Below are 23,335 nucleotides of genomic sequence, written 5' to 3'. Positions count from 1 at the left end.
TTATTGGATGATCATTACTTCAAGCTAGCGCCACCCAAAAGTACTGGCCGTGAGTATTTTAATTTGTCATGGCTAGACCAATACTTACAACAGCCCCAGTTTAGCCAGGCCCAAGCGGTAGATATTCAGTGCACCCTGCACCACCTCACCGCGCAAAGCATTGCTCAGCAATTGCAGCAGCAAAGCAGTGGCACGCTATACCTGTGTGGAGGGGGGGATAATAATGAATTTCTGCTGCAGTTGTTGGCACAAGCCCTGCCACAGTTAAGGCTAAGCCGTAGCTCCGAGTTAGGTATACCTGAACAAGCCTTAGAGGCGTTGGCCTTCGCTTGGTTAGCGCGTTGCTTTGTTCAACAGCTGCCTGGCAATGCCCCCTCGGTGACTGGCGCGACGCGGCCAGCCATTTTGGGCGGCTGCTACCCAGCTAACTAGCCTAAACTTAGCTGAGTCAGCAGTGCCCTTGATAGTGATAATCCCCACCGGCTCGCACAAATAGCGATGAGAATCGCTATTACTATTGGTGTTAGCTAGCTATCTGGCTACAGCTTGGCACTAACTCTCTAAAGCCGCTGGCGCTGTTGCGGCCTCACTTGCAGGCTGCTTATCGCGGCCCAACTTACTGCCCAGCATCAACAATGAAGGCGTCAGAATAAGGGTTAACAGGGTGGCAAAACTCAAGCCGCCCGCCACCGCCGTAGCCAGCTGCGACCACCACTGCGAAGAGGGCGCGCCAAACTCTATACGCCGCTCAAACAGATCGATGTTAAGTTGCAATACCATCGGCATCAAACCCAAAATGGTCGTAATAGTGGTTAACATTACCGGGCGCAAACGCTGAGCACCGGTGCGCATAATCGCTTCTTGGGCGTTTAAGCCCTGTTTACGCAGCAAGTTGTAGGTATCGATTAATACAATGTTGTTATTCACCACAATCCCAGCCAGAGTAATCACCCCTAAGCCACTCATGATAATGCCAAAGGGTTGACCTGCAATCAGCAAACCTAATAATACGCCTACGGTGGAAAATAACACCGCCGAAAGAATTAATAAGGCCTGATAGAAGCTATTGAATTGGGTGATTAAAATCAGTCCCATCACAAACAGCGCAACCAAAAAGGCCTTTTCCAAGAACTGGGTACTTTCTTCTTCATCTTCGTTTTGGCCGCGTAGGCGAATATCCACCATGGGGTCCAGCGCTAACTGCTGCATCTGAGCCTGCAACTTAGGCAGTTCCAAACTCAAGTTTTGCCCCGGTGCAATATCGGCGCTCACCGTGAGCACTTGGCGTCCATCCACCTTGTTGATCACATCCTGCTTGGTTTGCGCCTGCAAACTGACAAAGTTAGTGATAGGCACCAAGCCATATTGGGTTTTCACCCGCAGCTCGCTCAGCCGACTAATACTGCGATTTTCCGCCGGGAAACGCACCCGAATGTCTAGCTCGTCATCCACATCATCGGGACGGTACTCACCCACATTCAAGCCGTTCGTCACAAACTGTACGGTATTACCCAATAGGCTCACATCGGCTCCAAAACGGGCCGCCTTGGCACGATCCACTTTAAGCTGCCATTCTATGCCCGGCTTGGTGGTGCTGTCTTCAGCGTTAATCAGATGAGGATTATCATCTACCATTTGGCGTAGCTTTTTAGCCACCGGTTCTAAGCGCTCAGGAAAGCGAGAACTAAGCTCTAGTTGTAAATCTTTGCCTCCAGGAGGGCCGGCTTTATCTTTGCGAAACTCTATTTCAAGGCCGGCTAGCGGAGCTAAACGTTGGCGCATCTCAGTTATGATTTGATTGGCTGGGCGACGTTGATTCCAGTCTTTCAAATTAACCCGAATATTACCTAAGTCGTCCCCACCAACCTTGGTATATAAAGTGGTGTAGTCCTCTAGATCGAGGATCCTTGCCTCTACCTCTTGCATGATTTGTAACTTCTCATCGGTGGCATAATCACCATGCGAGCGAACGATGATGTTGTACCCCACCGGCTCCACTTCAGGGAAAAACACCACTCCTTTACCTGCATGAACATAAGCGAAAACCACCGCTACGGCGATGATAATGCCCAAGGCCAATACCCGCAAGGGCGCGGCAATTGCCCTTTTTAATACGCTAATATAAAGTCCGGTAAAACCGTGTAATTTCTGCCACTGGCCTTCATCGGCATGGATTAAAGCAGCACGCTGTTTGGCGCTTAAATAACGCGGCCGGCCAAATAAATTACCCAAGCTTGGTACAAAAATTAGCGCCATAAATAACGAGGCACTAAGGGTTGCAATTAAGGTGAGCGGCAAATACCCCATGAATTGTCCAACTATCCCCGGCCAAGCTAATAGTGGTGCGAATGCAGCCAAAGTTGTCGCGGTAGAAGCAATGATCGGCCACGACATCCGTTGCGCGGCTAATGAATAGGCCTGATGACGGCATACGCCCTCACTCATTTGTCGGTCGGCAAATTCGGTCACCACAATGGCCCCGTCCACCAACATCCCCACCGCCATAATCAAGGAAAATAGCACCACCATATTTATGGTTAAGCCGCCTAGCGAAAGCAGCAGGATCCCAGCTAAAAACGAACCGGGAATAGCGATGCCGACCAACAGCGAGGAGCGTAAGCCCATCACCGCAATAATCACCACCACCACTAACAACACCGCCGATAGAATATTGTTTTGCAGCTCCGACAGCATGGTTTGAATGTCTTTAGACTGGTCACCGGCGTAATCAATTTGCACGCTGTCTGGCCAAAATTTACTTTCTTCGGCAATCACCGCTTTAACCTGTTCAATGGTTTCGATCAGGTTTTCTCCGGGACGCTTACTCACTTCCAAGGAAATAGTTGGCTTACCATTCACCCTCGCATAAGTGCTGGCGTCTTTAAAGGTTCGCCGTGCCGTGGCCACATCACCAAAAGTAACAATGCGGTCACCATCCACCTTAATGGGCAACTCAATCACATCTTTAACATTCTCAAATACCGCTGGCACTTTTACCGCAAAACGGCCGCTGCCGGTATCCAAGGTTCCCGCTGTCACTAGGCGATTGTTACGACTGACTAAGCTGTAGATATCGGCTTGGTCGAGGCCGTAAGACTCCATCAATAGCGGGTCTACTACTATCTCTAAATAGTCTTCACGGTCGCCGCCAATGCTCACTTCCAAGACCTGTTTCATTGCTTCTAGCTGATCTTGTAAATCTCGAGCAATGCTGAGTAAGGCGCGTAGCGGTACATCCCCCGACAACAACACCGTAATCGCAGGCTGTTCGGTGGCTAAGGTGACTTGATGCACCTCCGGCTCTTCACCGCCTGCCGGTAATTTAGGTTTAGCTTGGTCTACCTTAGCCCTCACATCGGCTAAAGCCTGATCTATATCCACCCCCACAATAAACTCTAATACCACCGAAGCGTGCCCTTCGCTGGCCACCGCGGTCATTTCTTTAATGCCTTCAATGCCCTGTAACTCTTGCTCCATCGGCCGCAGTAGCAGGCGTTCAGCATCTTGGGGAGAAATACCATCATGGGGGATCGAGACATAAATCACGGGAATATCAACGTCGGGATCAGACTCTTTAGGAATGTTGATATAGGTAATGATGCCGGCAATAAACAGGAATACCAGTAACGATAGTACGGTACGGGTGCGCGATAAAATAGCTTCAATGAAGGCGTGCATTATGGCGCCCTCTGCTGCTCTATATCGGCCTTAGTGAGCGCCTCAACCTGCTCTCCAGCCTTAACAAAACCCTGCCCCAATACAATTACATCAACATCACCACTAAAACCCGATAACCAGGCACCATCGGGTTCGGAACGAACCAGCCGAGCAGCTACAAACTGTACCCGCCCATCTACCACGGTTTTTACACCTAGCTGCCCCTGCTCATCTAAAGCCAACACTGCCGGACTTACCTTAATCGCCTCTACTGTTTCCAAAGGAAAACGTACACTGGCACTCACCCCGGCCTTAAGTTTTTGCTCGGCATTATCTAGCAAGACTTCCACCTTGAAGGTGCGAGTATTGGCATTGGCCACGCTGGCGATAAACTCAACCCTGCCTTCTAAGAGCTGTCCTGTCACAAGGCTTACATAGGCTTTTCGTCCTAGTTCAAGTAAAGCCACGTCACGCTCCGAAACATCGGTGCGCACTAACAGTTGTTGTGTATCGGCAAGCCGCAGAATGGGATCACCAATGCCTAAATAAGCACCCGCTTCAACGATATTTTCCTCAAAAATGCCGCTGTAGGGGGCTAATACCAGAGTATTGTCAATTGCCAGATTAAGCGACTTCACCATAGATTCCGCGTCGACCAATGCGGCTTTGGCTTCGGCTAAGCGGGCCTTACCTTGGAAACCTTGCTTACTCAGCGCATTAACCCCAGCGTACTCTATCCGGCGTTGCTCCAATAAAGCCTCAGCACGCTGTAATTGCGCGCGACGGTCTTGAATATCTAGCCGCGCCAACGCTTGCCCCTTAGTGATGGGACGTCCTTCCGCCACCAAAAACTCTAATAGACGCCCTGCCACTTCAGCGGAAATCACACTTTGACGTTTGGCTTCGGTTTGACCGTAGAGTTGTAAACTACGCTCGATTTGCTGAGCGTGATAACGCTGAATTTGAACTCGAGTAAGTTTATGCGGGGAGTCATTGTGGGACTGGGTTTCAGCTTCGGCTTGGGAGTATTGGCCACTGACCATCCAAATAGTCACTAGCGCAATGATAACAATAGATAAAATATACGGGCGAGCAGCAAAAAACCGCCCTAGCTTGGCCGACACAATCAAACACTCCCTGTTGATGATAGCAAGTGTTGTTGATTATATAGGCTAAGTTACACCAGTAACATGCTTTATCTAGGCGGCTGACAAAATAACGACAAAGCAGGCGTAAGGAAAAAACAACAAAGCCACCCATAGGTGGCTTTGTAAGGCTTGTTTGGCCCTAAACTAAATACTAAATGATGAGCCACAGCCACAGGTAGTACTGGCATTGGGGTTATTCACCAAGAAGCGTGAACCTTCTAAGCCGGAGGTAAAGTCAACCACCCCACCCACTAAATATTGTAGGCTCATTGAATCAACAACCATCGACACGCCCTGCTTCTCTACGAGGGTGTCACCTTCATTGACTTTCTCATCAAAGGTAAAGCCATAAGAGAATCCAGAGCAACCACCACCAGTCACGTAAACTCGCAGCATAAGCGCTGGATTTTCTTCTTCAGCAACCAACTCTTTCACCCGAGCCGCTGCGGCATCAGTGAATTGGATCGGAAATGCGGCTTGTTCAGTTACAGCTTGCTCTGACACTATCAATTCCTTAAAAATGTTAACTCACGCGGATTATCTAATACCTGAGTAATTAGTTCAAGTATTACCCAAATCCGGCCAAGCTTGCTGCAAGTCGATTTGCGCAGCTTTATTCCACTTATTGCCCTTAATAAAGGCACTTAACTCCACTCGCTCAACTTGAAAGCCTTCAGGTAGCTTAATTTCGGAGCTGAGCTCCTGAAAGTAACGAAACTTAAATGTAAGCTCGGAGGCAGGCTGTTGCAAGTCAGCGACATTATAGCTGGCGGGTTGCCCGTCTTGACTTCCCACCAGCTGCACTTTTAGCTCTCCTTGCAGCCAGCGCTTATTACGCGCTACCTGCATCAGTAATACATCAATACGGTAGTAACCCGGGCTCAGCATCGGCTCAATATGTAGTTGCTCAATCTTCATCCCGCCCGCTTGCTGCTCGGGAGCCATAATCTGTCGATATACCATCAGCTCTTGTTTAAGGCTGAGGTTTTCGTCATTGAGTTGCGCCACCTCTTGTTCTAAGCGCGCCAGCTCTGCCACCTTACTATCTTGCTCTAAGCTGAGCAGAGCCAAGCGCTGTTGTAATTCAGCTTGGCCATCTAGCGCTTCACTAACACCTTGTTGCAACTGGCTAATCATCTGGTCTTTTTGCTCTACCACCACCGACAAACCATAAATACTGGTGAGCGCTAAAGCCCCGATGAGACTGGCAACTAATAATTTAGGCTTGGCCACTGAATACCTACTAACGTTCAAAAAGCGACAGTTTACCGAGAATTATGCCTAGCAACAAACCAGAGATTCAGCCCCTGTAGATAGTTTGTTATAGTGAGCCCACTTTTAGGCTTCCACAGCCATTTTCAGATATTTTAAAGGATGCGCTATGTCTCGTTCAGAACAACTTTTTAGTCAAGCCCAGCAGACTATTCCCGGAGGCGTTAACTCACCGGTTCGCGCCTTTAACGGCGTTGGCGGAACCCCGCTGTTTATTGAACGAGCCGAGGGGGCGCGCATCTATGATGTCGATGGCAATAGCTACATCGATTACGTTGGCTCTTGGGGACCGATGATTTTAGGCCACAATCATCCCGCCATTCATCAAGCCGTAGTAGATGCAGCCGCCAAAGGCTTGAGCTTTGGAGCGCCCACCGCCAGTGAAATAGCTATGGCAGACTTGGTCTGTGAATTGGTGCCATCGATGGACCAAGTACGCATGGTCAACTCTGGCACCGAGGCCACCATGAGCGCGATTCGCCTAGCGCGCGGCTACACCGGACGAGACAAAATTTTAAAATTTGAAGGTTGTTACCACGGCCATGCTGATTCACTATTGGTAAAGGCGGGATCCGGTGCGCTGACCCTCGGTCAACCGAGCTCTCCGGGGATTCCAGCCGACTTTGCTCAGCACACCCTCACCGCGACTTATAACGATTTGGCATCGGTGGAAGCCTTGTTTAGCGAATATCCTGAAGATATCGCTTGTATCATCGTGGAACCGGTGGCTGGCAATATGAACTGTATTCCCCCACTGCCCGGATTTTTACAAGGGCTGCGCGCTATTTGTGACAAATACCAAGCGGTTTTCATCATCGATGAAGTCATGACCGGCTTTCGGGTCGCCTTAGGCGGAGCGCAAGCTTATTACGAGGTAACACCCGATCTCACTTGTTTAGGCAAGGTGATTGGTGGCGGCATGCCAGTAGGTGCCTTTGGTGGTAGTAAAAAAATCATGGCTCATCTAGCCCCAGTAGGCCCAGTTTATCAAGCTGGGACTCTCTCGGGTAACCCCATCGCCATGGCCGCTGGTTTAGCCGCCCTAAATGCGATAAAAGACCCAGCGGTACATCAACACCTTAACCAGATAACCGAGCGTTTAGCCCTGGGCTTGAAACAAGCAGCAGAGCGCCAAGGGATCCCATTGGCGGTGAATCAGGTTGGAGCAATGTTAGGTTTCTTCTTTACCGAGGCCGAACAAGTGACTAACTTCGCCCAAGCCTGCGCTTGCGATACCGAGCGTTTTAAACGCTTCTTCCACTTGATGTTAGAAGAAGGTATTTATCTTGCCCCTTCTGCTTTTGAGGCCTCATTTACTAGCTTCGCCCATAGCGAAGCAGATATAGATGCCACCCTTGCCGCAGCAGAACGTTGCTTTGCCAAGCTAAAATAAATCAGCAAGCCGCGCTAGCACAGCGCGGCTTTAACGTAACCATTCCATTTTAACCACCTTACCGCGGTTTAGATAAATCACGTATTTGTTGCCATTTAGCTGATACAGCAGGCCTTCCAGCTTACTATAATTAGCGCCACTCACCACCTCACTAAAGGTCGGCTTACCACAAGCGCTGAGCAACTCGAGTTTATCGGTCTCGGAACGTATCCAAGTGCCGTGACAGTTAATATTGGAGACTTCCGTACCTTTACCTGCAAATGCCCCGCCTGCCAGCAGCATCAGTAATACGCCTGTTGCAATATAGCTTTTCACTCAACTCCCCCACTATTCAAAGCCACTATTAACTAAAAAGTTAATTATAGACAAAGAGCCAGAGCACACGGTTATTTTTGGGAAGGGCGAGTCCACAAAAATATCATTACCGCGGCTAAACAGGCGATAGCTGGCCACATAGCCAATTGGGGTAGCTTCATCCACAGCATCAAGCCCAAGGAAAAGCCCACCATGATGGTGGCGCTACACTTGGCTTTTACACTTACCACGCCATGGTTGCGCCAATCGTTAATCAGCGGGCCAAACCGAGGGTGATTATGCAACCAAGCCTCAAAGCGCGGGGAACTGCGGGAAAACAGCATCACCGCCAATAGAATAAACGGTGTGGTGGGCAATAAGGGAAGAAAGATGCCAATGGTTCCCAGCACTACCGCCAGCCAAGCCATTAACATGGTAAACAAACGCAACATTTAAGATCTACTCACTCAATCACTTATCTGTAGTCTAACCGTGAGCAAGCGAAATAACTAAAAATTATGAGATGGAAGCAAAAGGGATTAGACATCTAGACGTCTAAAGTATATCTTAAGGGTGTCGCCGATTTATTGCCAACTTGCGGGCGGCTAACAAATACAGCTAAAGCGCCCTGCGCGCGAACTAAGATAAAGGAGTTCGTATGTTTGAAGCCATACAAAAAGAAACGTTTATTACCACTCAGCCAAGGGCTAAGCGTTATTACCAGCCTCGACCACTAAACTCAGCTAAGTCTCTCTATTTCAGTGAGTTAAGCCAGTTAAAACATATCGATGAGGCGAGTCATTTCAATGATCGCTATCGGCCTAGAGCCAATTAAACCTAGGCAATTGCGCCAAAGTCTATCAAGAAAAGCAGAAGCGCTTAGTTGTAGATAAGCGCTTTATTCACTGGTTTTTGCACCGCGTGGCTAGCCACTTACTTTGTTTCACGACGAGTTTGCTGGTCGTTAGATTTACTTGGACAAAAGGTTGCACCTGAAGCACCGCGAAAACTTGAAAAAGCCATAATTATTACCTCTACTACTTTGAAAAATTTAATCTAAGTCGCCTTATTGCAGACTTACTATTACTAGAGCAATATCAAGGCCAAGTGTATGCTGTAAGGCAGGATATATTGAGATACCCAACAGTATATGCTTGAAAAGCCTATCTCTTGATCAATAAAACCAAAATACAAATAACAAATAGTTAAATATGCTGAGCTCGCTAAAATTTGCAGTTTTTAGTAGAGGGCATACTGCGCAATTATGGCGCATTACTGCGCCAATTTGTATCAAAAGCTACATTATTTTGAGACAGCGTAACGTTGATGTAGCGCTTGGTACAAATCATCCTGAAAACTGTCAGCGGAAGCGTCCAATTGCGTCATCAAGTCCACTAAATGTTCATTGTCTTCACGACCATCCCAAGTTTTACGGTAAGTTCCTTGTTTGTAACCATTGTCTTGACGAAAGAAGTTCAATACGTTCTTACTCACGTATTGCTGATACAGCTCCAACCACGACATTTGGCAATCCACCAGCAGAGCGGAAAACAAACCGATACTACAGCGTTTTGCCGCCGCTAAGCCAATTAACAACTCCAGCTTGTGCAGTAGTCCCAGCTCGGCAAAATGGTAATCTTGTCCGTCAAACTGCACACTCTGCTGGTCGATATCAGTAAAAATCGCCGCTTGCGCCTGCTGCTGGTCACCTTCGGCCTGCAGCAGTAACTCTGACAAAATAAAGTGCCAAATATCTACCAGCTCCATTTGCAACTGCGCCAAGTCACAATCTTGTTTCTTCCACCATTTCCAACCATGGTGTTCGATAGCCTCGGCCCCTTCTATTATCACCGCACGCAAAAAGGGAGAGCGAGTGGTTAGCCACTCAGGATTCACCTTGGCATTCATTTTATCTTGCAGTTGCAACATTATTTGTGCCTGATTTGCTTGTAGCATCTCGATTCCTTAATTTAGTTAAATAGGCTTTGTAGCCAAGTTTTAGCTTTGCTTGCGGCCTGCTTTACACAGCCTTTAGCTAATTTAGTTTGCTCAGCAGGTGCCGGCAATAATTGAGTCTCGCCACAGCCGACCGCCACCGGTTGACCGCTCGCCTGTGCAAAATGCACCCAGGCTAAATTATCCGGTTGCATCGGCCTCAACGATTGCGGGTAAGAGGTTTTCAAGTAGGCTGCATACACCGGCAGCGCAGCTGAAGATCCCGTTACGCCAGCTGGTTTGTTATCATCTCGTCCCACCCATACGGTGATAATCTCACGCTGATCAATTCCCACATACCAGCTGTCACGCAAATCATTAGTGGTACCAGTTTTACCCGCCAAATCCACCTTGGGAATACGCCATTTTAAAGAACGCGCCGTGCCGCTGCGCGTCACTTGGCTCATTGCATAAAGGGTTAAATAGTTGCCCATTTCCGACCAACGTCGCTCGGCGCTCAGGTCGGCGCGATATAAAACCTGGCCATGTGCATCATTCACCTGCTGTACTGCATACAAGGGACGATACTCTCCATCCCCGCCTAGGGTTTGATAGAGCTGAGCCATTTGGAAAGGAGAAAGACTGAGGCTGCCTAACAATAACGAAGGATAAGCTTGAACCTGCTCCTGCAAACCGGCCTTATGCAAGGTATTGACGACCGAGTCTAAGCCCAGTGCTAAGCCGAGCCGAACCGTAGGTATATTCAAAGAGTTAGCCAAGGCGTCCACTAACATAACAGCTTCACCTGTGGTTTTATCGTAGTTCTGCGGTTGCCACTGGCTGCCGTCATCCAAGGGCACGCTTAAGGGGCTATTTTCTAATAATTCGCCCAATTGATGGCCCTGTTCAAAAGCACTGAGATAGACAAAGGGTTTGACTAAAGAGCCGATCGGACGGCGCGCATCTAAAGCTCGATTAAAGCCCTGATTATTCTCTTCTCTACCACCAATTAACGCGCGGATCGCGCCACTATAGCGTTCGCTGATCACCATCGCCGTTTGCAGCTGATTTTTCGCGCCTTTATCCAACTCAGCCAATACCGACTGAGCCGCGGTTTGCGCATGGCGCTGCGATAGAGGATCAAGAGTGGTAAATACCTTCACCCCATTATGCTCACGCCAATTGCTGGCATGCTGGCGTAATTCCCGCTTCACCAACGAGACAAATCCAGGGGTCTTTTGATAACCCATGCTACCACGCTCACTCAAACCTAACGGCTGTTGCACCGCCAGCTGATAGGCTTCGGAAGATAGCTCCCCTTCTTCGGCTAAAATACGCAACACTAAATCACGACGATTCAAGGCGCGTTGCTGATGCCGCCAAGGGTCGTAATAGGATGGCCCCTTGATAACCGCCACCAATAAAGCAACCTGCTCTACGCTTAAGTCACTAACCGGACGCCCAAAGTAGAAATAACTGGCAAGGCCAATGCCGTGCACCGCATTGCTGCCATTTTGCCCAAGGTAAACTTCGTTAAAATAGCTCTCTAAAATTTCATCTTTGCTATAACGAAAGTCGATTAGCAAGGCCATATAGGCCTCTTGCAGCTTACGCCACAGCGTGCGCTCGCGGGTAAGGAAGAAGTTTTTAGCCAATTGCTGAGTAATGGTACTGCCACCCTGCACTGTGCGTCCGGCTTTTACATTCACCACCAAGGCTCGGGCAATCGCCAAGGGCGAGACACCATCATGTTGATAGAACTGGCGATCTTCGGTGAGGATCAAGGCTTTCTTCAGACTCTCAGGAATGTCCTGCAAGGGCACAAACAAGCGGTCTTCTTGCTCACTCACGTTAAGCCGCTCTAGTAATACTGGGTCCAACCGGGTTTGCGCGAGTTCTTCACCACTATCGCGATGTTGGATCTTGGTTAGACGAGAAGGACTAAACGTGAGCAACATCGGCAGCTCGGGCTCTAGGCCGTCAGCAAATTCAAACTGACGCCGCACCACTTCAATACGGGTTTGCGACACAGCATATTCGCCGCCACGTCGAGCACGTTTCACCTTGCGGTAGTTAAGTAACGCCAATTCATCTTGCAGCTCTTTGCGGCTTAAACGCAGCCCCGGATAAAGCTGTAACTCACGGCCGTACACCGCCGCAGGAAGCTGCCACTTGTCGCCGCTAAAACGCTGCTGGATTTTACTATCAAGCAGCACCCCCCAAGCGAGTAACATCACCATCACCACTACGCCTAGCTTCCAACTTAATTGCCATAGGCGCTTGCTCCATGAAGACTTAGCACTAGACTTATTTTTCGCAGAACTAGCGCGCCGCTTGGCCGCTGGTTTAGCTCCGGCCTTTTTACGCGGTGCGGCTTTACTTGTGGGTTTCTTGGCTGCAGAACTGGGCTTTTTAGGACTCATATTGCCTTACTACTAAAAATGCGAATAAATAATACCAGCCACGCTAAGGTCGCTTCATTTGAGGAGGCCCTAGGATACTCTCACCGCGGTGTTTTTTTAAGTGAAAATGCGCCCTGCTTAAAGAGAAATAGGCTGGGTACCTTCGATGTAACCAAACAGCGCTAACGAGCCAGCTGCCGCTTGGTTTTATGGGTAGCCTGCGCCGCCACCGGATCATCAGGCCAAGGGTGCTTAGGATAACGCCCTCTCATTTCTTTTTTCACTTCAACATAGGCGGATTGCCAAAAGCTGGCTAAATCTTGAGTTAGTTGCAAGGGCTTGCCTCCAGGAGAGAGCAACTCCAAGGTAATCGCCACTTTATTGCCCAGCATCGGCGATTGCGGCTGACCAAACATTTCTTGTAGCTTAATCGATACCACCGGCGCCTGACCGAGCTGATAACGAATTGCCACTTTATTCCCCGAAGGCGCTAGGTAATGGCTCGGTACGACTTGCTCAAGTTGTTGCTGTTGTTGCCAAGTGAGTCGTGATTTTAAGGCGCCCAACCAATCCACTGCCTTCAGCTGTTGCCAACTACGGCAGTTTTGTAGCTGCAGGGCTAACCAAGTCTCGGCATCATCAAGCAGGGCCTGCTCGCTAAAATCAGTCAATCCCAACTCACTAAACCATTGCTCAGCACAGCGCACCCGTTCCAACCAAGCTAGGGCCTTATCATCCAACGGTAACCAAGCCAAACCCTTGCTATTAATTTGCCTCAACCACGCTTGGCTTATTAACTCTCCGGGCACCTGTTCTGCCGCTTGGCTACTTAGCACTAGCTGTGCCAAACGCTGCTGTTGCTCCACCACGATGCGCTTGGCGCTATCAGACCACTGACAGTGTAACTGGGCACTAAAGCGGCCTGGTTGATATTTTTGCAACAGCGCTAAATCCAACTCACAGGCCAATGCCACCTTGCCCTGCTTATGCCCTTCCGGCCAAAACAGTTCAACCACCACTAAGGCCGTTTGCTTAGCTAGGTAGTGCTGCTGTTGGTCTACCTCCACACCAAAACCACCACTGCTATGATAGCTGCACCCTTGGCGCTTGACGGCAATTCTGTCGGGAAAAGCCTGTGCCAGTAGCAAGCCATCCCAGTGTTCGGCGATGCTAGCCGCGGGTTGAAGATTAAAGCGCTGTGCTAGGCGCGACAACTGCTGCTGATATTGCTGTTTTAGCGCGCCTTTTAATTGCAACAAAGCCTGAGCCAGCGGGCCATCAGGTAATGGCCCGCTCACATCCAGAAAGGCGGCTAATTCACAGGCGCGCCATAACAAGCTAGGCTGCGATAGCTGCTGTTGCCAAGACTGCGCTTGTTGCAACATGGCAACACTACGCGGGGATAAACCACTCGCACCAAGCTGCTGAGCGGCATTGCTCAAGCGGCCTTGAGAGACTAGACCAAGCTCGCTTAACAGCTCGCGCGCTTGCGCCAAATGGGCAGCGGGCGGCGGATCTAACCATTGCAAGTCCTCGGCCTCGGCTCCCCATTGCTGTAACTCAATCAGCAAGCGGCTTAACTCACTGCGGGTAATCTCCGGCGGATTGGCAAAGGGACGATGGTTTAATTGCTCTTCGCTATAGGCGCGGTAGCAATGCCCCGCCTGCAAACGCCCAGCCCGCCCAGCGCGCTGAATCGCCGAAGCTTTAGCGATCATTTTAGTTTGTAAGCGGGTAGTTCCACTACTAGCGTGATAACTAGCCTGACGCTCTAAACCGCTGTCTATCACACAAGAGATGCCCTCAATGGTTAAACTGGTTTCGGCAATATTAGTCGCCAACACTAGTTTACGTCGCCCCGCTGTTGCGGGCTCAATCGCCGCCTGTTGCTCGGCCAAACTCAACTTGCCATAGAGCTGATGTAAGCTCAGTTCATCTGGCAAGCGCCCACTCAGGCGTTCAGCTAACTGGCGAATTTCGGCATTGCCCGGTAAAAACACCAACATGCTGCCACTTTGTTGTTGCGCCGCCTGCAATACCAACTGAGCCAAATTATCGGCCCACTGCCAATCGCGTTTTATCGGGTGATTGCTATAGCTAATCGGAAAACTGCGCCCAGCACTTTCTAGCACTAGCGCCTCAGGCAGTAAGGACATTAAAGCCTGATTTTCTAAAGTTGCCGACATCAGCATCAGTTTAAGTTCGGGCTTAAATACTTGCTGAACTTCCAAGCTCAAGGCCAAACCTAAGTCGGCATGAATGCTGCGCTCATGAAACTCATCAAAAATAATCATCGCCACATCGCTAAGCTCGGGATCATTTTGAATCAAACGCGTTAAGATCCCCTCGGTGACCACCACCAAACGGGTGTTGGCCGATAAGCGCTGCTCGCCACGCATTTGATATCCCACCGTTTGCCCGAGGGGCTCGGCTAATTGAGAGGCAAGAAACTGAGCAATATTTCGCGCCGCCAAACGCCGCGGCTCGAGCAAAATAATTTTGCCCGACAACTTAGCTTGTTGCAGCAACATTAAAGGCAAGGCGGTGGACTTGCCCGCCCCTGGTGGAGCACCAATCACAAATTGTCGCTGCTGGTTAAGCTTAGCTAATAACTCGGGAAACAATTGAGCTATGGGCAATGCACTCAAGGTCAGTCCTTAAAATCATAATATAAACGCGCCTAGTGTAGCGAAAGCCGCCCTATGACCCAAGTTATGTTCAGCCCTTCTGCGCTGCCTACTTTAGGTGTTAGCATGCGCCAATATAAAAACAGACACGCAGCTAAGCCACTGCATGTGCTGCAGATGCCGTAACCTAAAGTGAACTAAATGATCAAAGTTAAACCCGCAATACTAATTAAGCGCTACAAGCGTTTTCTCGCCGATGTGCAACTAGACCAGCACAGCAGCACGATTTACGTACCCAATACCGGAGCAATGACCAACTGTGGTAGCGCAGGCGATGTAATTTGGTACAGCACTAGCGACAACCCTAAACGCAAATATCAGCATACTTGGGAGCTCACCGAACGTGATGGACTGATTTGCGTGAATACCGCCAGAGCCAATGAGTTTGTTGGACATGCACTGCGCACTGGGGCCATCGAGTCTTTGTCAGGCTATCAAGTACAAGCAGAAGTTAAATACGGTGATAGCCGTATTGATTTCATGCTAAGCCGCAACAATGAGACCTGTTTTGTGGAGGTAAAAAGCTGCACCTTACTGGAAAACGCTCAAGGTTACTTCCCCGATACCGTTACTCAACGTGGTCAAAAACATCTGCTGGAATTAATTAAAATTGTCGAAGCCGGCCATCGCGCGGTGCTGCTGTTCGCCATTTTGCATAGCGGCATTAATTCAGTTAAAGCCGCCAAACACATTGACCCTAAGTATGCAGAGTTACTTGAACAAGCGAAAAAAGCCGGTGTGGAAGTGTTGTGTTATAAACCGAATTTATCGCAATACTTTGAATTTATGGCCCCACCCTCGGCGCAATAAGCTGCCAGTGTTGGGTTATTGCAAACAAAACCAATCACAAATCACTGCGAACCGAAACCGCTAATGAGGGCTTTGCTAAGCGTTGCCTTCAGCAGTAAAAGAGCACTTGAGAATTTGGGCGCATAGCTCGCCCGTTTAACTGATGCTTGATAGTTTTTTTGTATTCTTCGGTGTACAGCTCAGACTGAACATTATCCTTTAGTTAAAACTGGCATTCGCCACAATTTACAGCTAGATGATTAGGTATAAGAAGTTACATTTTTGTGAATAAACGTTCAGTTCCAACACCGACCAAGGGGTGATTAAAAAACCAACATAAAGGTCTAATTCTGTTACCTAGCTTAGGCGGGATTAGCAAATTATCAGCAATTCATTTGCGGTACGTTTGCCTTTCTGCTATAGATACCCGCCTAATTTACATCCTCGACTGTTTTATCGAAAAAAGTCGCACGGAATTTGGGAGAGAAGTATGCCAGACGGCAAAAAGAAAACACTAGGTGTGCTCTCTATCGCAGGGGTTGAACCATACCAAGCTCAGCCTGGCGAAGAGTACATGAACGATGCTCAGTTAGACCACTTCCGCACTATTCTTGAAGCGTGGCGTAACCAACTTCGTGAAGAAGTTGACCGCACGGTAACGCATATGAAAGATGAAGCGGCTAATTTCCCTGATCCAGTAGACCGCGCAGCTCAAGAGGAAGAATTCAGTCTTGAACTTCGTACTCGCGACCGCGAACGTAAGCTGATCAAGAAAATTGAGAAAACCTTGCTGAAGATCGACGAAGATTTCGGCTTCTGCGAGGCCTGTGGTGTAGAAATTGGGATCCGCCGTTTAGAGGCTCGTCCTACTGCTGATTTATGCATCGACTGTAAAACTCTAGCCGAAATTAAAGAGAAACAATTAGTCGGCTAAGAAGAACGACAAGCCAGCAGTTACCATTTGTCGTGGTTAACTGCTCGGCTTTGTATTGCTAAGTATTCACCATGACAGCTAAGCCCTACATTGGCCGTTTTGCCCCTTCGCCTTCAGGTCCTTTACACCTAGGCTCCTTAGTTGCCGCTCTCGGCAGTTATTTACAAGCCCGTTCTCAGCAAGGCCAATGGTTACTGCGCATTGAAGATATTGACCCGCCTCGTGAACAAGCCGGTGCCAGCACGTTAATTCAAAAACAGTTGGAACAATTCGCCCTCTATTGGGATGGCGAAGTACGCTACCAAAGTCAGCAGCTTAAGCGCTATCAGCAACAAATTGACCACTGGCTTAGCCAACAACAAGCCTATTATTGCCAATGTACTCGCAAACAAATTAAGGCCTCAGGCGGTGTGTATCTAGGCAATTGCCGAAACAAACAGCTCAGCGGCGACGGTTTAGCACTGCGCTTTTGCAACCAGCAGCCGGTTTACCACTTCCACGACCAAGCCTATGGTGAGGTACAACTACCAACCGCCGAAGCCGAAGAAGACTTCATTATTAAGCGCAGGGATGGGCTATATGCTTACAATCTAGCGGTGACCTTAGATGATGCCGAGCAAGGCATTACTGAGGTGGTGAGAGGCGCCGATCTGCTGTATACCACCGGTAAGCAAATCGCTATTTTTAAACGCTTGGCTCAGCCAGCACCGGCCTATTTACATTTACCACTGGTGTTTGACCAACATGGCAATAAACTCAGCAAACAAAACCACGCCCCTTCTATCTCTGGAAAACAAAATCAGCAGCTACTACTGAAAGCCTTGAATTATCTAGGGCAAGCCAGCGAAAACCAATGGATTGAACTAAGCTGTGAGCAAATATTAAACAAGGCAGTAGCGAATTGGCAGCTCGCAACACTGCCCAAAATCTCGCTAAACAGCCAGTGAATAAGTTGTATTTCTTGCTAAAAAAGCTATATTAGCGCCTTATTTTTCACCATCTAGGTATCGTGCGCTCAAGGGGGCAACCATTTTACGTAAACTGGCCAAGGTATATAAACGGATCATCAAGCCGAATAGCAAACAAACCGTGACTATAGAGCAACAAGTGATTCCGCGTGCCGAGCACAATATTTCACGTCAAGACATTAGCGAAAATGCCCTTAAGGTTTTATACCGTCTACACAAGTCGGGTTACAAAGCCTACTTGGTAGGAGGCGGAGTTCGCGACTTACTCTTGGGCAAACAGCCAAAAGACTTTGATATCGCCACCGATGCCACCCCAGAGCAAATCAAAGGTTTGTTCCGAAACTGTCGACTAGTGGGTCGGCGCTTTCGTCTCGCTCATATTCTATTTGGGCGCGACATCATCGAAGTGGCCACCTTCCGTGGTCATCACGATAGCGAACAAGCCAATACCGATTCTAAACGCAGTGACGAAGGCATGCTGCTACGTGACAACGTTTATGGCAGCATTGAAGAAGATGCTGAACGTCGCGACTTCACGGTGAATGCGCTTTACTACAACATCGCCGATTTCTCGGTGGTAGACTTTGCCGGCGGCATTGGCGACATTGCCGAGCGTCGTTTACAGCTGATTGGTGACCCAGAAACTCGTTATCGAGAAGATCCTGTACGGATGCTCAGAGCGGTGCGCTTTGCGGTCAAATTAGATTTCGATATCGCGCCAGAAAGCCTTGCGCCAATTGCCGAGTACGGTCATTTATTAAAAGACATTCCAGCAGCCCGTTTGTTTGAAGAAAGCCTGAAATTGCTGTTAAGCGGTGAAGGCAAAGAAACCTTCAAAATGCTGGCTCAAACCCAGTTACTCTACCCCTTATTCCCTCTGTTAAAGCCCTTGCTCCAACAATGGGACGAAGACGCTCCAGAGCTACGCTTTATTTTAATGGCCTTGGCCAGCACCGATAAACGGGTGCGAGGTGAGCAAAAAGTCACTCCGGCCTTTATCTTTGCAGCATTGCTATGGCCGCTGCTCGAAATCAAAAAAGATGAGTTATTGGTTGAACTGTCATTGGGTGAACATGATGCCATGGCAATGGCGATGAACTGGGTACTGAGTGAACAATGTAAGAGTATCGCCATACCGAAACGCTTCACTACAGGCATTAGAGAGATTTGGCAGCTGCAATCTCGACTGGATCGCCGTTTTGGCAAACGCGCCTTCCAAACTTTTGCTCATCCGCGCTTTAGAGCCGCCTTTGACTTTTTGGAACTGCGAGCCAAGGCCAGCCAAGATCAACAGCTAGGCGAACTAGCTCAATGGTGGCAACAATGGCAACGGAGTAACGAGCAAGGGCGTAATAGCATGGTTCGCGAACTCAATAAAAGCGCCGGTCGCAACAACAAACGTCGTCGCCGTAAACCCAAAAATACCTCTAACGAATCATGAGCCATTGCTTTATCGCACTAGGTAGCAACTTAGTCGAACCACTTCAGCAAGCGATAGCGGCAAGGCAGAGCCTCGCCGCCAGCCAGCAGATTCAATTGTTGGCTGCGTCATCTCTCTACCGCAGTCGTCCCATGGGCCCACAAGATCAGCCCGACTACCTTAACGCGGTACTACATATCTCCACCGAGCTTTCCCCCTTGGAGTTGCTCGATTTCACTCAAAATATCGAACAGCAACAAGGCAGAGTTCGTAAGCAACAACGCTGGGGCCCCAGAACCTTAGACCTCGACATTCTGCTGTATGACCAGCAAGTAATCGACACCCCTCGGCTAACAGTTCCACACTATGGAATGAAGCAGCGAGAGTTTGTATTATTACCGCTCGCTGAAATTGCCGAAGATTTGTGCTTACCCGACGGGAGTTCGGTGACACAACTAGCAGAATCTATCGATAATAACGGATTACAAGTTTTCAAACGCCCTCAAGAGTGGGCTTGATGAGCATATTCACTAGATAATTTACTTCCTGATGCGAAGTAAACGGTAACTAACTATGAGCAGAATTACAGTTTCTCAGCTACAAAAATTCAAACAAAACAACGAGAAATTTTCCTGTATCACCGCCTATGACGCCAGCTTTGCCGCGTTGTTTGACGAACTTGGCATGCATATGTTGCTGATTGGTGACTCCTTGGGCATGGTATTACAGGGACACAACGATACCCTAGCGGTGACCATCGACGACATTGCCTACCATACTCGCTGTGTGGCTCGAGGTACCACACAAGCCATGATCGTGGCCGACATGCCGTTTATGTCTTATGCCACTCCCGAGCAAAGCTACCAAAACGCAGCCCAGCTAATGCAAGCTGGCGCGCAAATGGTCAAGTTAGAAGGCGGCGAATGGCTTAGCTCAACCATCAAGGGTTTGGTGGAACGCGGCGTCCCCGTTTGTGGTCACCTAGGGCTAACCCCTCAATCGGTTCACCTGTTCGGTGGTTATAAAGTGCAAGGGCGCAACGAACAACAAGCGCAGCAAATGATTGAACACGCCAAAGCATTAGAAGCCGCCGGCATTCAATTACTAGTGGTTGAATGCATACCCACTCAGCTGGCCGAGCAAATCACCGAGGCTTTAAGCATACCAGTGATTGGTATTGGTGCGGGCAATGTCACCGATGGGCAAATACTGGTAATGCATGATGCCTTTGGCATCAGCAAGGGGCATATTCCTAAGTTTTCAAAGAACTTCTTAGCCGAAACTGGGGATATTCGCAGCGCAATTAGCCTTTATCTAAACCAAGTAGCCTCGGGTGAGTTCCCAGGTGAAGCTCAGAGTTTCAACTAATGCTTAATGTTTTCGAGCAGCCAGAGCCATTACGCGAAGCGCTAAATAGCGTGCGTCAACAAGGGCTTAAACTAGGCTTTGTCCCTACCATGGGCAACTTGCATCAAGGGCATATTGCCTTAGTTAAAGAAGCGCAACGCTACTGTGACCGCGTGGTGGTGTCGATTTTTGTCAATCCGCTGCAATTTAATAACAGCAGCGATCTTGACTCTTACCCGCGTACCCTAGAACAAGATTTACAAGCCTTGAGAGAAGCCGGCGCTGACTTCGCCTTTGTCCCCAGCGCTGAAGTGCTCTACCCCAACGGCTTAGCCGAACAAACCAAAGTTAAGGTCCCCGGACTATCCGACATACTAGAAGGCGAATTACGCCCAGGCCATTTTGAAGGCGTAGCCACGGTGGTCTGTAAGCTGTTCAATTTAGTTCAACCTGATTTAGCGGTATTTGGCGAGAAAGACTTCCAGCAACTGGCGTTGATCCGCAAAATGACCAAAGACTTGCTGCTACCGATAGAGATCCGTGGGCTGGCCACCGTTAGAGAAGCTGACGGCTTAGCCATGAGTTCGCGCAATAATCGCTTAAGCCCAGAGCAACGTGATAAGGCCCCTATATTGGCACAACAGATGTACCAGCTAGCTGAGCAGCTAAAGCTTAATAACATCACGCAATTGGTGGAACAGACCAAGCAGCAATTAGAGCAACACGGTTTTATTTGCGACGGCATCGACGTGGTTGATGCCGCTAGCTTAACTCCATTATCTGCGCAATCTCGTCATGCAGTGATTCTTATGGCCGCCTTCTTAGGTGATGTAAGGCTTATCGATAACTGCGTAGTAAGCGTTAACTAGTTTCATTTTTTATAAAGAGAGGATCTCGATGCAAACCACCATGCTAAAAGGCAAGCTTCATCAGGCTCGTGTCACCCACGCCGAACTTAATTACGAAGGATCTTGCGCCATTGACCAAGATATTCTGGATCAAGCTGGTATTCTCGAGTACGAAAAAATTGATATTTACAACATTGAGAATGGTGAACGTTTCTCCACTTATGCTATTTCTGGTGAGCGCGGTTCGAAAATCATCTCGGTTAACGGTGCAGCAGCGCGGCGCGCGGCGGTTGGCGACCGAGTCATTATTTGTGCTTACGTTGCCATGGATAACGAGCAAGCTAAAAGTCATAAGCCATCTTTAGTTTATCTAAATGAAAACAATGACATTGTAAGAACCAGTAAAGCTATTCCTGTGCAATTGGCCTAGCACCAAAACAGAGCAAGGCTTAAGCGGGCGCACCAGTTACGTGCAGGCCCGCTAATCCAACTTTTAGCATCCCCTGATAAAACCCTGAATGAGCTAAGCAAGGCTCGATAAAAACAGATATTTCACTAACTTAGCTCACAAAACTAGAGACAAACACGCTCTTCATCGCCATTCTATAAGCGCTTGGTTTGTTTTTTGCTGTAATAGTAGAGGAACCTCATTACTAGCGCAGGAGAGCATTAATGCTAAGTATTAGTCTGGTATTGGTCAGCTTGCTAATATTGGCTTTAGTGCCAATATCACTGCCCCTAAGTGCCCAACAACAGGCCGATAAACAACGATTTATAGCTCAAAAACAGCTACTTGAAATGCTAAATAAGGCGATTCGCCAACATTGGCGCCTACATGCTCAACGCGTCAACGACCCGCTCTTTAGCCCCACATTGCTGGATCGCGCCAAAGAACAGGTTGATGAAATCATCCTAAAACTGCAAACCCAGCAAAATTACCAAGTTTGCTGCCAATTAGAAGCTTTAATTGAGCACTGGCAGAGTCTACATCTGAGCCGAGAGTTAAGTGAAATTCGACTCCATCATCAAAAAATTATCGTCTTGGGCGAGCTGTTAGCACAACGCTCTTTTTCCGCACCATCTCCAAAGGGTACAGTCTTTGCTTTATTACTCAATAAGCACTAAAACTAACATCACCAAGGAGTGCAGATGCGGAGCGCTGCCACCATTTTTTACAGCTTACTGCTGGGCTACATCCTCTTAATCGGGCTAACTATTGTTAATAGCTACCCTAATGCAAGCTTGAGCAGCCTATTATTGATTGGATTAAGCATTATTCTCGCACTGGCAAACCAAAGCATTCTGAGTTTATTGATTCAACAGGTAAATCAGCCTAACCAACAGCATGAAAGGGGCTTAGCGAGCTACCTATTTCAAGACCTTCGCCAACAGCAATTGGAGCTAGTCACCGAACAAGCTCGGCAAGTGGCTCAACAACAAGATGCACTAAATGAAATTAATCATTGCTCTAAAGAGCTAAGCCAACAAGCCCAACTAGTGGCCTCTAGCGCAATTCAACAAGCCGATAGCAGTCAAGCATCGGCCAGCGCCATTGTCGAAATGAGTGAGAGCATTAAAGATGTGGCAGAACAGGTAAAACGGGTAGCGGAAGCCAGCTTTGAAGCGAGACGCTTTTCAGAGCTAGGCCAAGAGGCGGCGCTAGATGCCCAACAAGGCAGCGAAAAAATGGTGGTTCAAGGCGAGCAAAGCCTAAATAAAGTCACCCAACTGCATCAAAAATCCCATGCCGTTAGCAGTATATCTAAAACCATTGAAGCGATTGCCGAACAGACTAACCTACTCGCCTTAAATGCTTCGATTGAGGCGGCACGCGCCGGAGAACATGGCCGAGGCTTTGCCATTGTCGCCGATGAAGTCAAAGCGCTGGCTATTCGCAGCCGAGATTCAGCCAACCAAATCAGCCAGAGCATGCAGGATATTCTGAGTAATATTGATGAGGTGCTAAGCGACATTACCGAACTGAGTTCACAAGCCGAAACCATTCAACACAAAGTAGAGCACTCGCGCCAACAGTTAACCAAGATTTATGCCAAAAACCAAGAGTTACAAGTACAAACGGAGATCATTGCCAGTAACAGTGAACAGCAACACGCCGCCACAATAGAACTCTCTCAGCATATTAACCAAGTGGCAGACGCGGCTCGCAACAATACCAACAGCGCTGAACAAAGTGCCTACATCGCTAAACATCTCAATGTGTTAAGCCAACAAGGAGCTTAA

Annotated in this window: 22 protein-coding genes; 13 read left to right on the top strand and 9 right to left on the bottom strand. The window is 48.6% G+C overall.

Going from position 1 to position 23,335, the window contains the following annotated elements; genetic code table 11:
- The coding region (locus ACQY6Q_RS05785; RefSeq protein ID WP_427978984.1) for an anhydro-N-acetylmuramic acid kinase at positions 1 to 432 on the top strand (432 nt) is incomplete at its 5' end.
- A 120-nt stretch (positions 433 to 552) separates the two neighbouring features.
- On the opposite strand, the gene ACQY6Q_RS05780 is transcribed toward ACQY6Q_RS05785, so the two are convergent.
- From ACQY6Q_RS05780 to ACQY6Q_RS05765, 4 genes are all read right to left on the bottom strand, one after another.
- Positions 553 to 3,678 carry an efflux RND transporter permease subunit gene (locus ACQY6Q_RS05780; protein WP_427978981.1) on the bottom strand — a complete coding sequence of 1,042 codons (3,126 nt, stop codon included), beginning with the start codon at positions 3,676 to 3,678 and terminating at the stop codon, positions 553 to 555.
- Positions 3,678 to 4,781, bottom strand: coding sequence for an efflux RND transporter periplasmic adaptor subunit (locus tag ACQY6Q_RS05775; RefSeq protein ID WP_427978978.1), 1,104 nt, complete (start codon positions 4,779 to 4,781; stop codon positions 3,678 to 3,680). Before ACQY6Q_RS05775 ends, ACQY6Q_RS05780 begins: the two co-directional genes overlap by 1 nt.
- Positions 4,782 to 4,949: 168 nt before the next feature.
- Positions 4,950 to 5,309 (bottom strand): iron-sulfur cluster insertion protein ErpA, encoded by a 360-nt coding sequence (gene erpA / locus ACQY6Q_RS05770; RefSeq protein ID WP_157051774.1) that lies wholly within the window; start codon positions 5,307 to 5,309, stop codon positions 4,950 to 4,952.
- A 57-nt stretch (positions 5,310 to 5,366) separates the two neighbouring features.
- The gene (locus ACQY6Q_RS05765) at positions 5,367 to 6,038 is read right to left on the bottom strand and encodes a DUF6776 family protein (protein ID WP_427978976.1); all 672 of its coding nucleotides are present in this window, start codon (positions 6,036 to 6,038) and stop codon (positions 5,367 to 5,369) included.
- A 148-nt stretch (positions 6,039 to 6,186) separates the two neighbouring features.
- Between ACQY6Q_RS05765 and hemL the strand changes: the two genes are divergently transcribed.
- Positions 6,187 to 7,470 carry a glutamate-1-semialdehyde 2,1-aminomutase gene (gene hemL, locus ACQY6Q_RS05760; protein WP_427978974.1) on the top strand — a complete coding sequence of 428 codons (1,284 nt, stop codon included), beginning with the start codon at positions 6,187 to 6,189 and terminating at the stop codon, positions 7,468 to 7,470.
- Between the two features lie 30 nt (positions 7,471 to 7,500).
- Here the strand turns inward: hemL and ACQY6Q_RS05755 are convergent, their stop codons facing one another.
- Both ACQY6Q_RS05755 and ACQY6Q_RS05750 read right to left on the bottom strand, forming a co-directional pair.
- A complete protein-coding gene (locus ACQY6Q_RS05755) occupies positions 7,501 to 7,785 on the bottom strand; it encodes a hypothetical protein (RefSeq protein ID WP_427978971.1) in 285 nt (94 codons plus the stop codon).
- 71 nt (positions 7,786 to 7,856) lie between these two features.
- Positions 7,857 to 8,216 carry a YbaN family protein gene (locus ACQY6Q_RS05750; protein WP_427978969.1) on the bottom strand — a complete coding sequence of 120 codons (360 nt, stop codon included), beginning with the start codon at positions 8,214 to 8,216 and terminating at the stop codon, positions 7,857 to 7,859.
- Between the two features lie 206 nt (positions 8,217 to 8,422).
- Between ACQY6Q_RS05750 and ACQY6Q_RS05745 the strand changes: the two genes are divergently transcribed.
- Positions 8,423 to 8,599, top strand: coding sequence for a hypothetical protein (locus ACQY6Q_RS05745; protein WP_427978966.1), 177 nt, complete (start codon positions 8,423 to 8,425; stop codon positions 8,597 to 8,599).
- A 467-nt stretch (positions 8,600 to 9,066) separates the two neighbouring features.
- Here the strand turns inward: ACQY6Q_RS05745 and ACQY6Q_RS05740 are convergent, their stop codons facing one another.
- The 3 genes from ACQY6Q_RS05740 to hrpB all read right to left on the bottom strand — a co-directional run bounded on the left by ACQY6Q_RS05740 (position 9,067) and on the right by hrpB (position 14,749).
- Positions 9,067 to 9,720: a dUTP diphosphatase gene (locus ACQY6Q_RS05740; protein WP_427978964.1), complete on the bottom strand. Its 654-nt coding sequence runs from the start codon at positions 9,718 to 9,720 to the stop codon at positions 9,067 to 9,069.
- 14 nt (positions 9,721 to 9,734) lie between these two features.
- Complete coding sequence (gene mrcB, locus ACQY6Q_RS05735) at positions 9,735 to 12,122, bottom strand: penicillin-binding protein 1B (RefSeq protein WP_427978961.1); 2,388 nt, start codon at positions 12,120 to 12,122, stop codon at positions 9,735 to 9,737.
- A gap of 161 nt (positions 12,123 to 12,283) precedes the next feature.
- On the bottom strand, positions 12,284 to 14,749 hold the full coding sequence (gene hrpB, locus ACQY6Q_RS05730) for an ATP-dependent helicase HrpB (protein ID WP_427978958.1): 2,466 nt from the start codon (positions 14,747 to 14,749) through the stop codon (positions 12,284 to 12,286).
- A gap of 180 nt (positions 14,750 to 14,929) precedes the next feature.
- On the opposite strand from hrpB, the gene sfsA reads away from it, so the two are divergent.
- The 10 genes from sfsA (at position 14,930) to ACQY6Q_RS05680 (ending at position 23,335) form a co-directional block, all read left to right on the top strand.
- On the top strand, positions 14,930 to 15,598 hold the full coding sequence (gene sfsA / locus ACQY6Q_RS05725; RefSeq protein WP_427978956.1) for a DNA/RNA nuclease SfsA: 669 nt from the start codon (positions 14,930 to 14,932) through the stop codon (positions 15,596 to 15,598).
- Between the two features lie 469 nt (positions 15,599 to 16,067).
- Positions 16,068 to 16,511 carry an RNA polymerase-binding protein DksA gene (dksA, locus tag ACQY6Q_RS05720; RefSeq protein WP_427978953.1) on the top strand — a complete coding sequence of 148 codons (444 nt, stop codon included), beginning with the start codon at positions 16,068 to 16,070 and terminating at the stop codon, positions 16,509 to 16,511.
- Between the two features lie 71 nt (positions 16,512 to 16,582).
- Positions 16,583 to 17,458 carry a tRNA glutamyl-Q(34) synthetase GluQRS gene (gene gluQRS / locus ACQY6Q_RS05715; RefSeq protein WP_427978950.1) on the top strand — a complete coding sequence of 292 codons (876 nt, stop codon included), beginning with the start codon at positions 16,583 to 16,585 and terminating at the stop codon, positions 17,456 to 17,458.
- 148 nt (positions 17,459 to 17,606) lie between these two features.
- Positions 17,607 to 18,920 carry a polynucleotide adenylyltransferase PcnB gene (gene pcnB, locus ACQY6Q_RS05710; RefSeq protein ID WP_427978988.1) on the top strand — a complete coding sequence of 438 codons (1,314 nt, stop codon included), beginning with the start codon at positions 17,607 to 17,609 and terminating at the stop codon, positions 18,918 to 18,920.
- Positions 18,917 to 19,417: a 2-amino-4-hydroxy-6-hydroxymethyldihydropteridine diphosphokinase gene (gene folK, locus ACQY6Q_RS05705; protein ID WP_427978948.1), complete on the top strand. Its 501-nt coding sequence runs from the start codon at positions 18,917 to 18,919 to the stop codon at positions 19,415 to 19,417. Before pcnB ends, folK begins: the two co-directional genes overlap by 4 nt.
- Before the next feature lie 55 nt (positions 19,418 to 19,472).
- Positions 19,473 to 20,267, top strand: a complete 795-nt coding sequence (panB, locus tag ACQY6Q_RS05700; RefSeq protein ID WP_427978946.1) for a 3-methyl-2-oxobutanoate hydroxymethyltransferase — start codon at positions 19,473 to 19,475, stop codon at positions 20,265 to 20,267.
- Complete coding sequence (panC, locus tag ACQY6Q_RS05695) at positions 20,267 to 21,115, top strand: pantoate--beta-alanine ligase (protein WP_427978943.1); 849 nt, start codon at positions 20,267 to 20,269, stop codon at positions 21,113 to 21,115. The genes panB and panC overlap by 1 nt, the downstream gene beginning before the upstream one ends.
- A gap of 28 nt (positions 21,116 to 21,143) precedes the next feature.
- Positions 21,144 to 21,524: an aspartate 1-decarboxylase gene (panD, locus tag ACQY6Q_RS05690; protein ID WP_427978940.1), complete on the top strand. Its 381-nt coding sequence runs from the start codon at positions 21,144 to 21,146 to the stop codon at positions 21,522 to 21,524.
- Between the two features lie 242 nt (positions 21,525 to 21,766).
- Positions 21,767 to 22,219: a hypothetical protein gene (locus tag ACQY6Q_RS05685; protein WP_427978937.1), complete on the top strand. Its 453-nt coding sequence runs from the start codon at positions 21,767 to 21,769 to the stop codon at positions 22,217 to 22,219.
- 24 nt (positions 22,220 to 22,243) lie between these two features.
- Entirely contained in the window at positions 22,244 to 23,335 is a 1,092-nt protein-coding gene (locus tag ACQY6Q_RS05680) for a methyl-accepting chemotaxis protein (protein WP_427978934.1), read from the top strand.

It is taken from the genome of Agarivorans sp. (assembly GCF_050295395.1).
GTDB lineage: Bacteria > Pseudomonadota > Gammaproteobacteria > Enterobacterales > Celerinatantimonadaceae > Agarivorans.
This window is presented reverse-complemented; position numbering and strand designations above follow the sequence as displayed.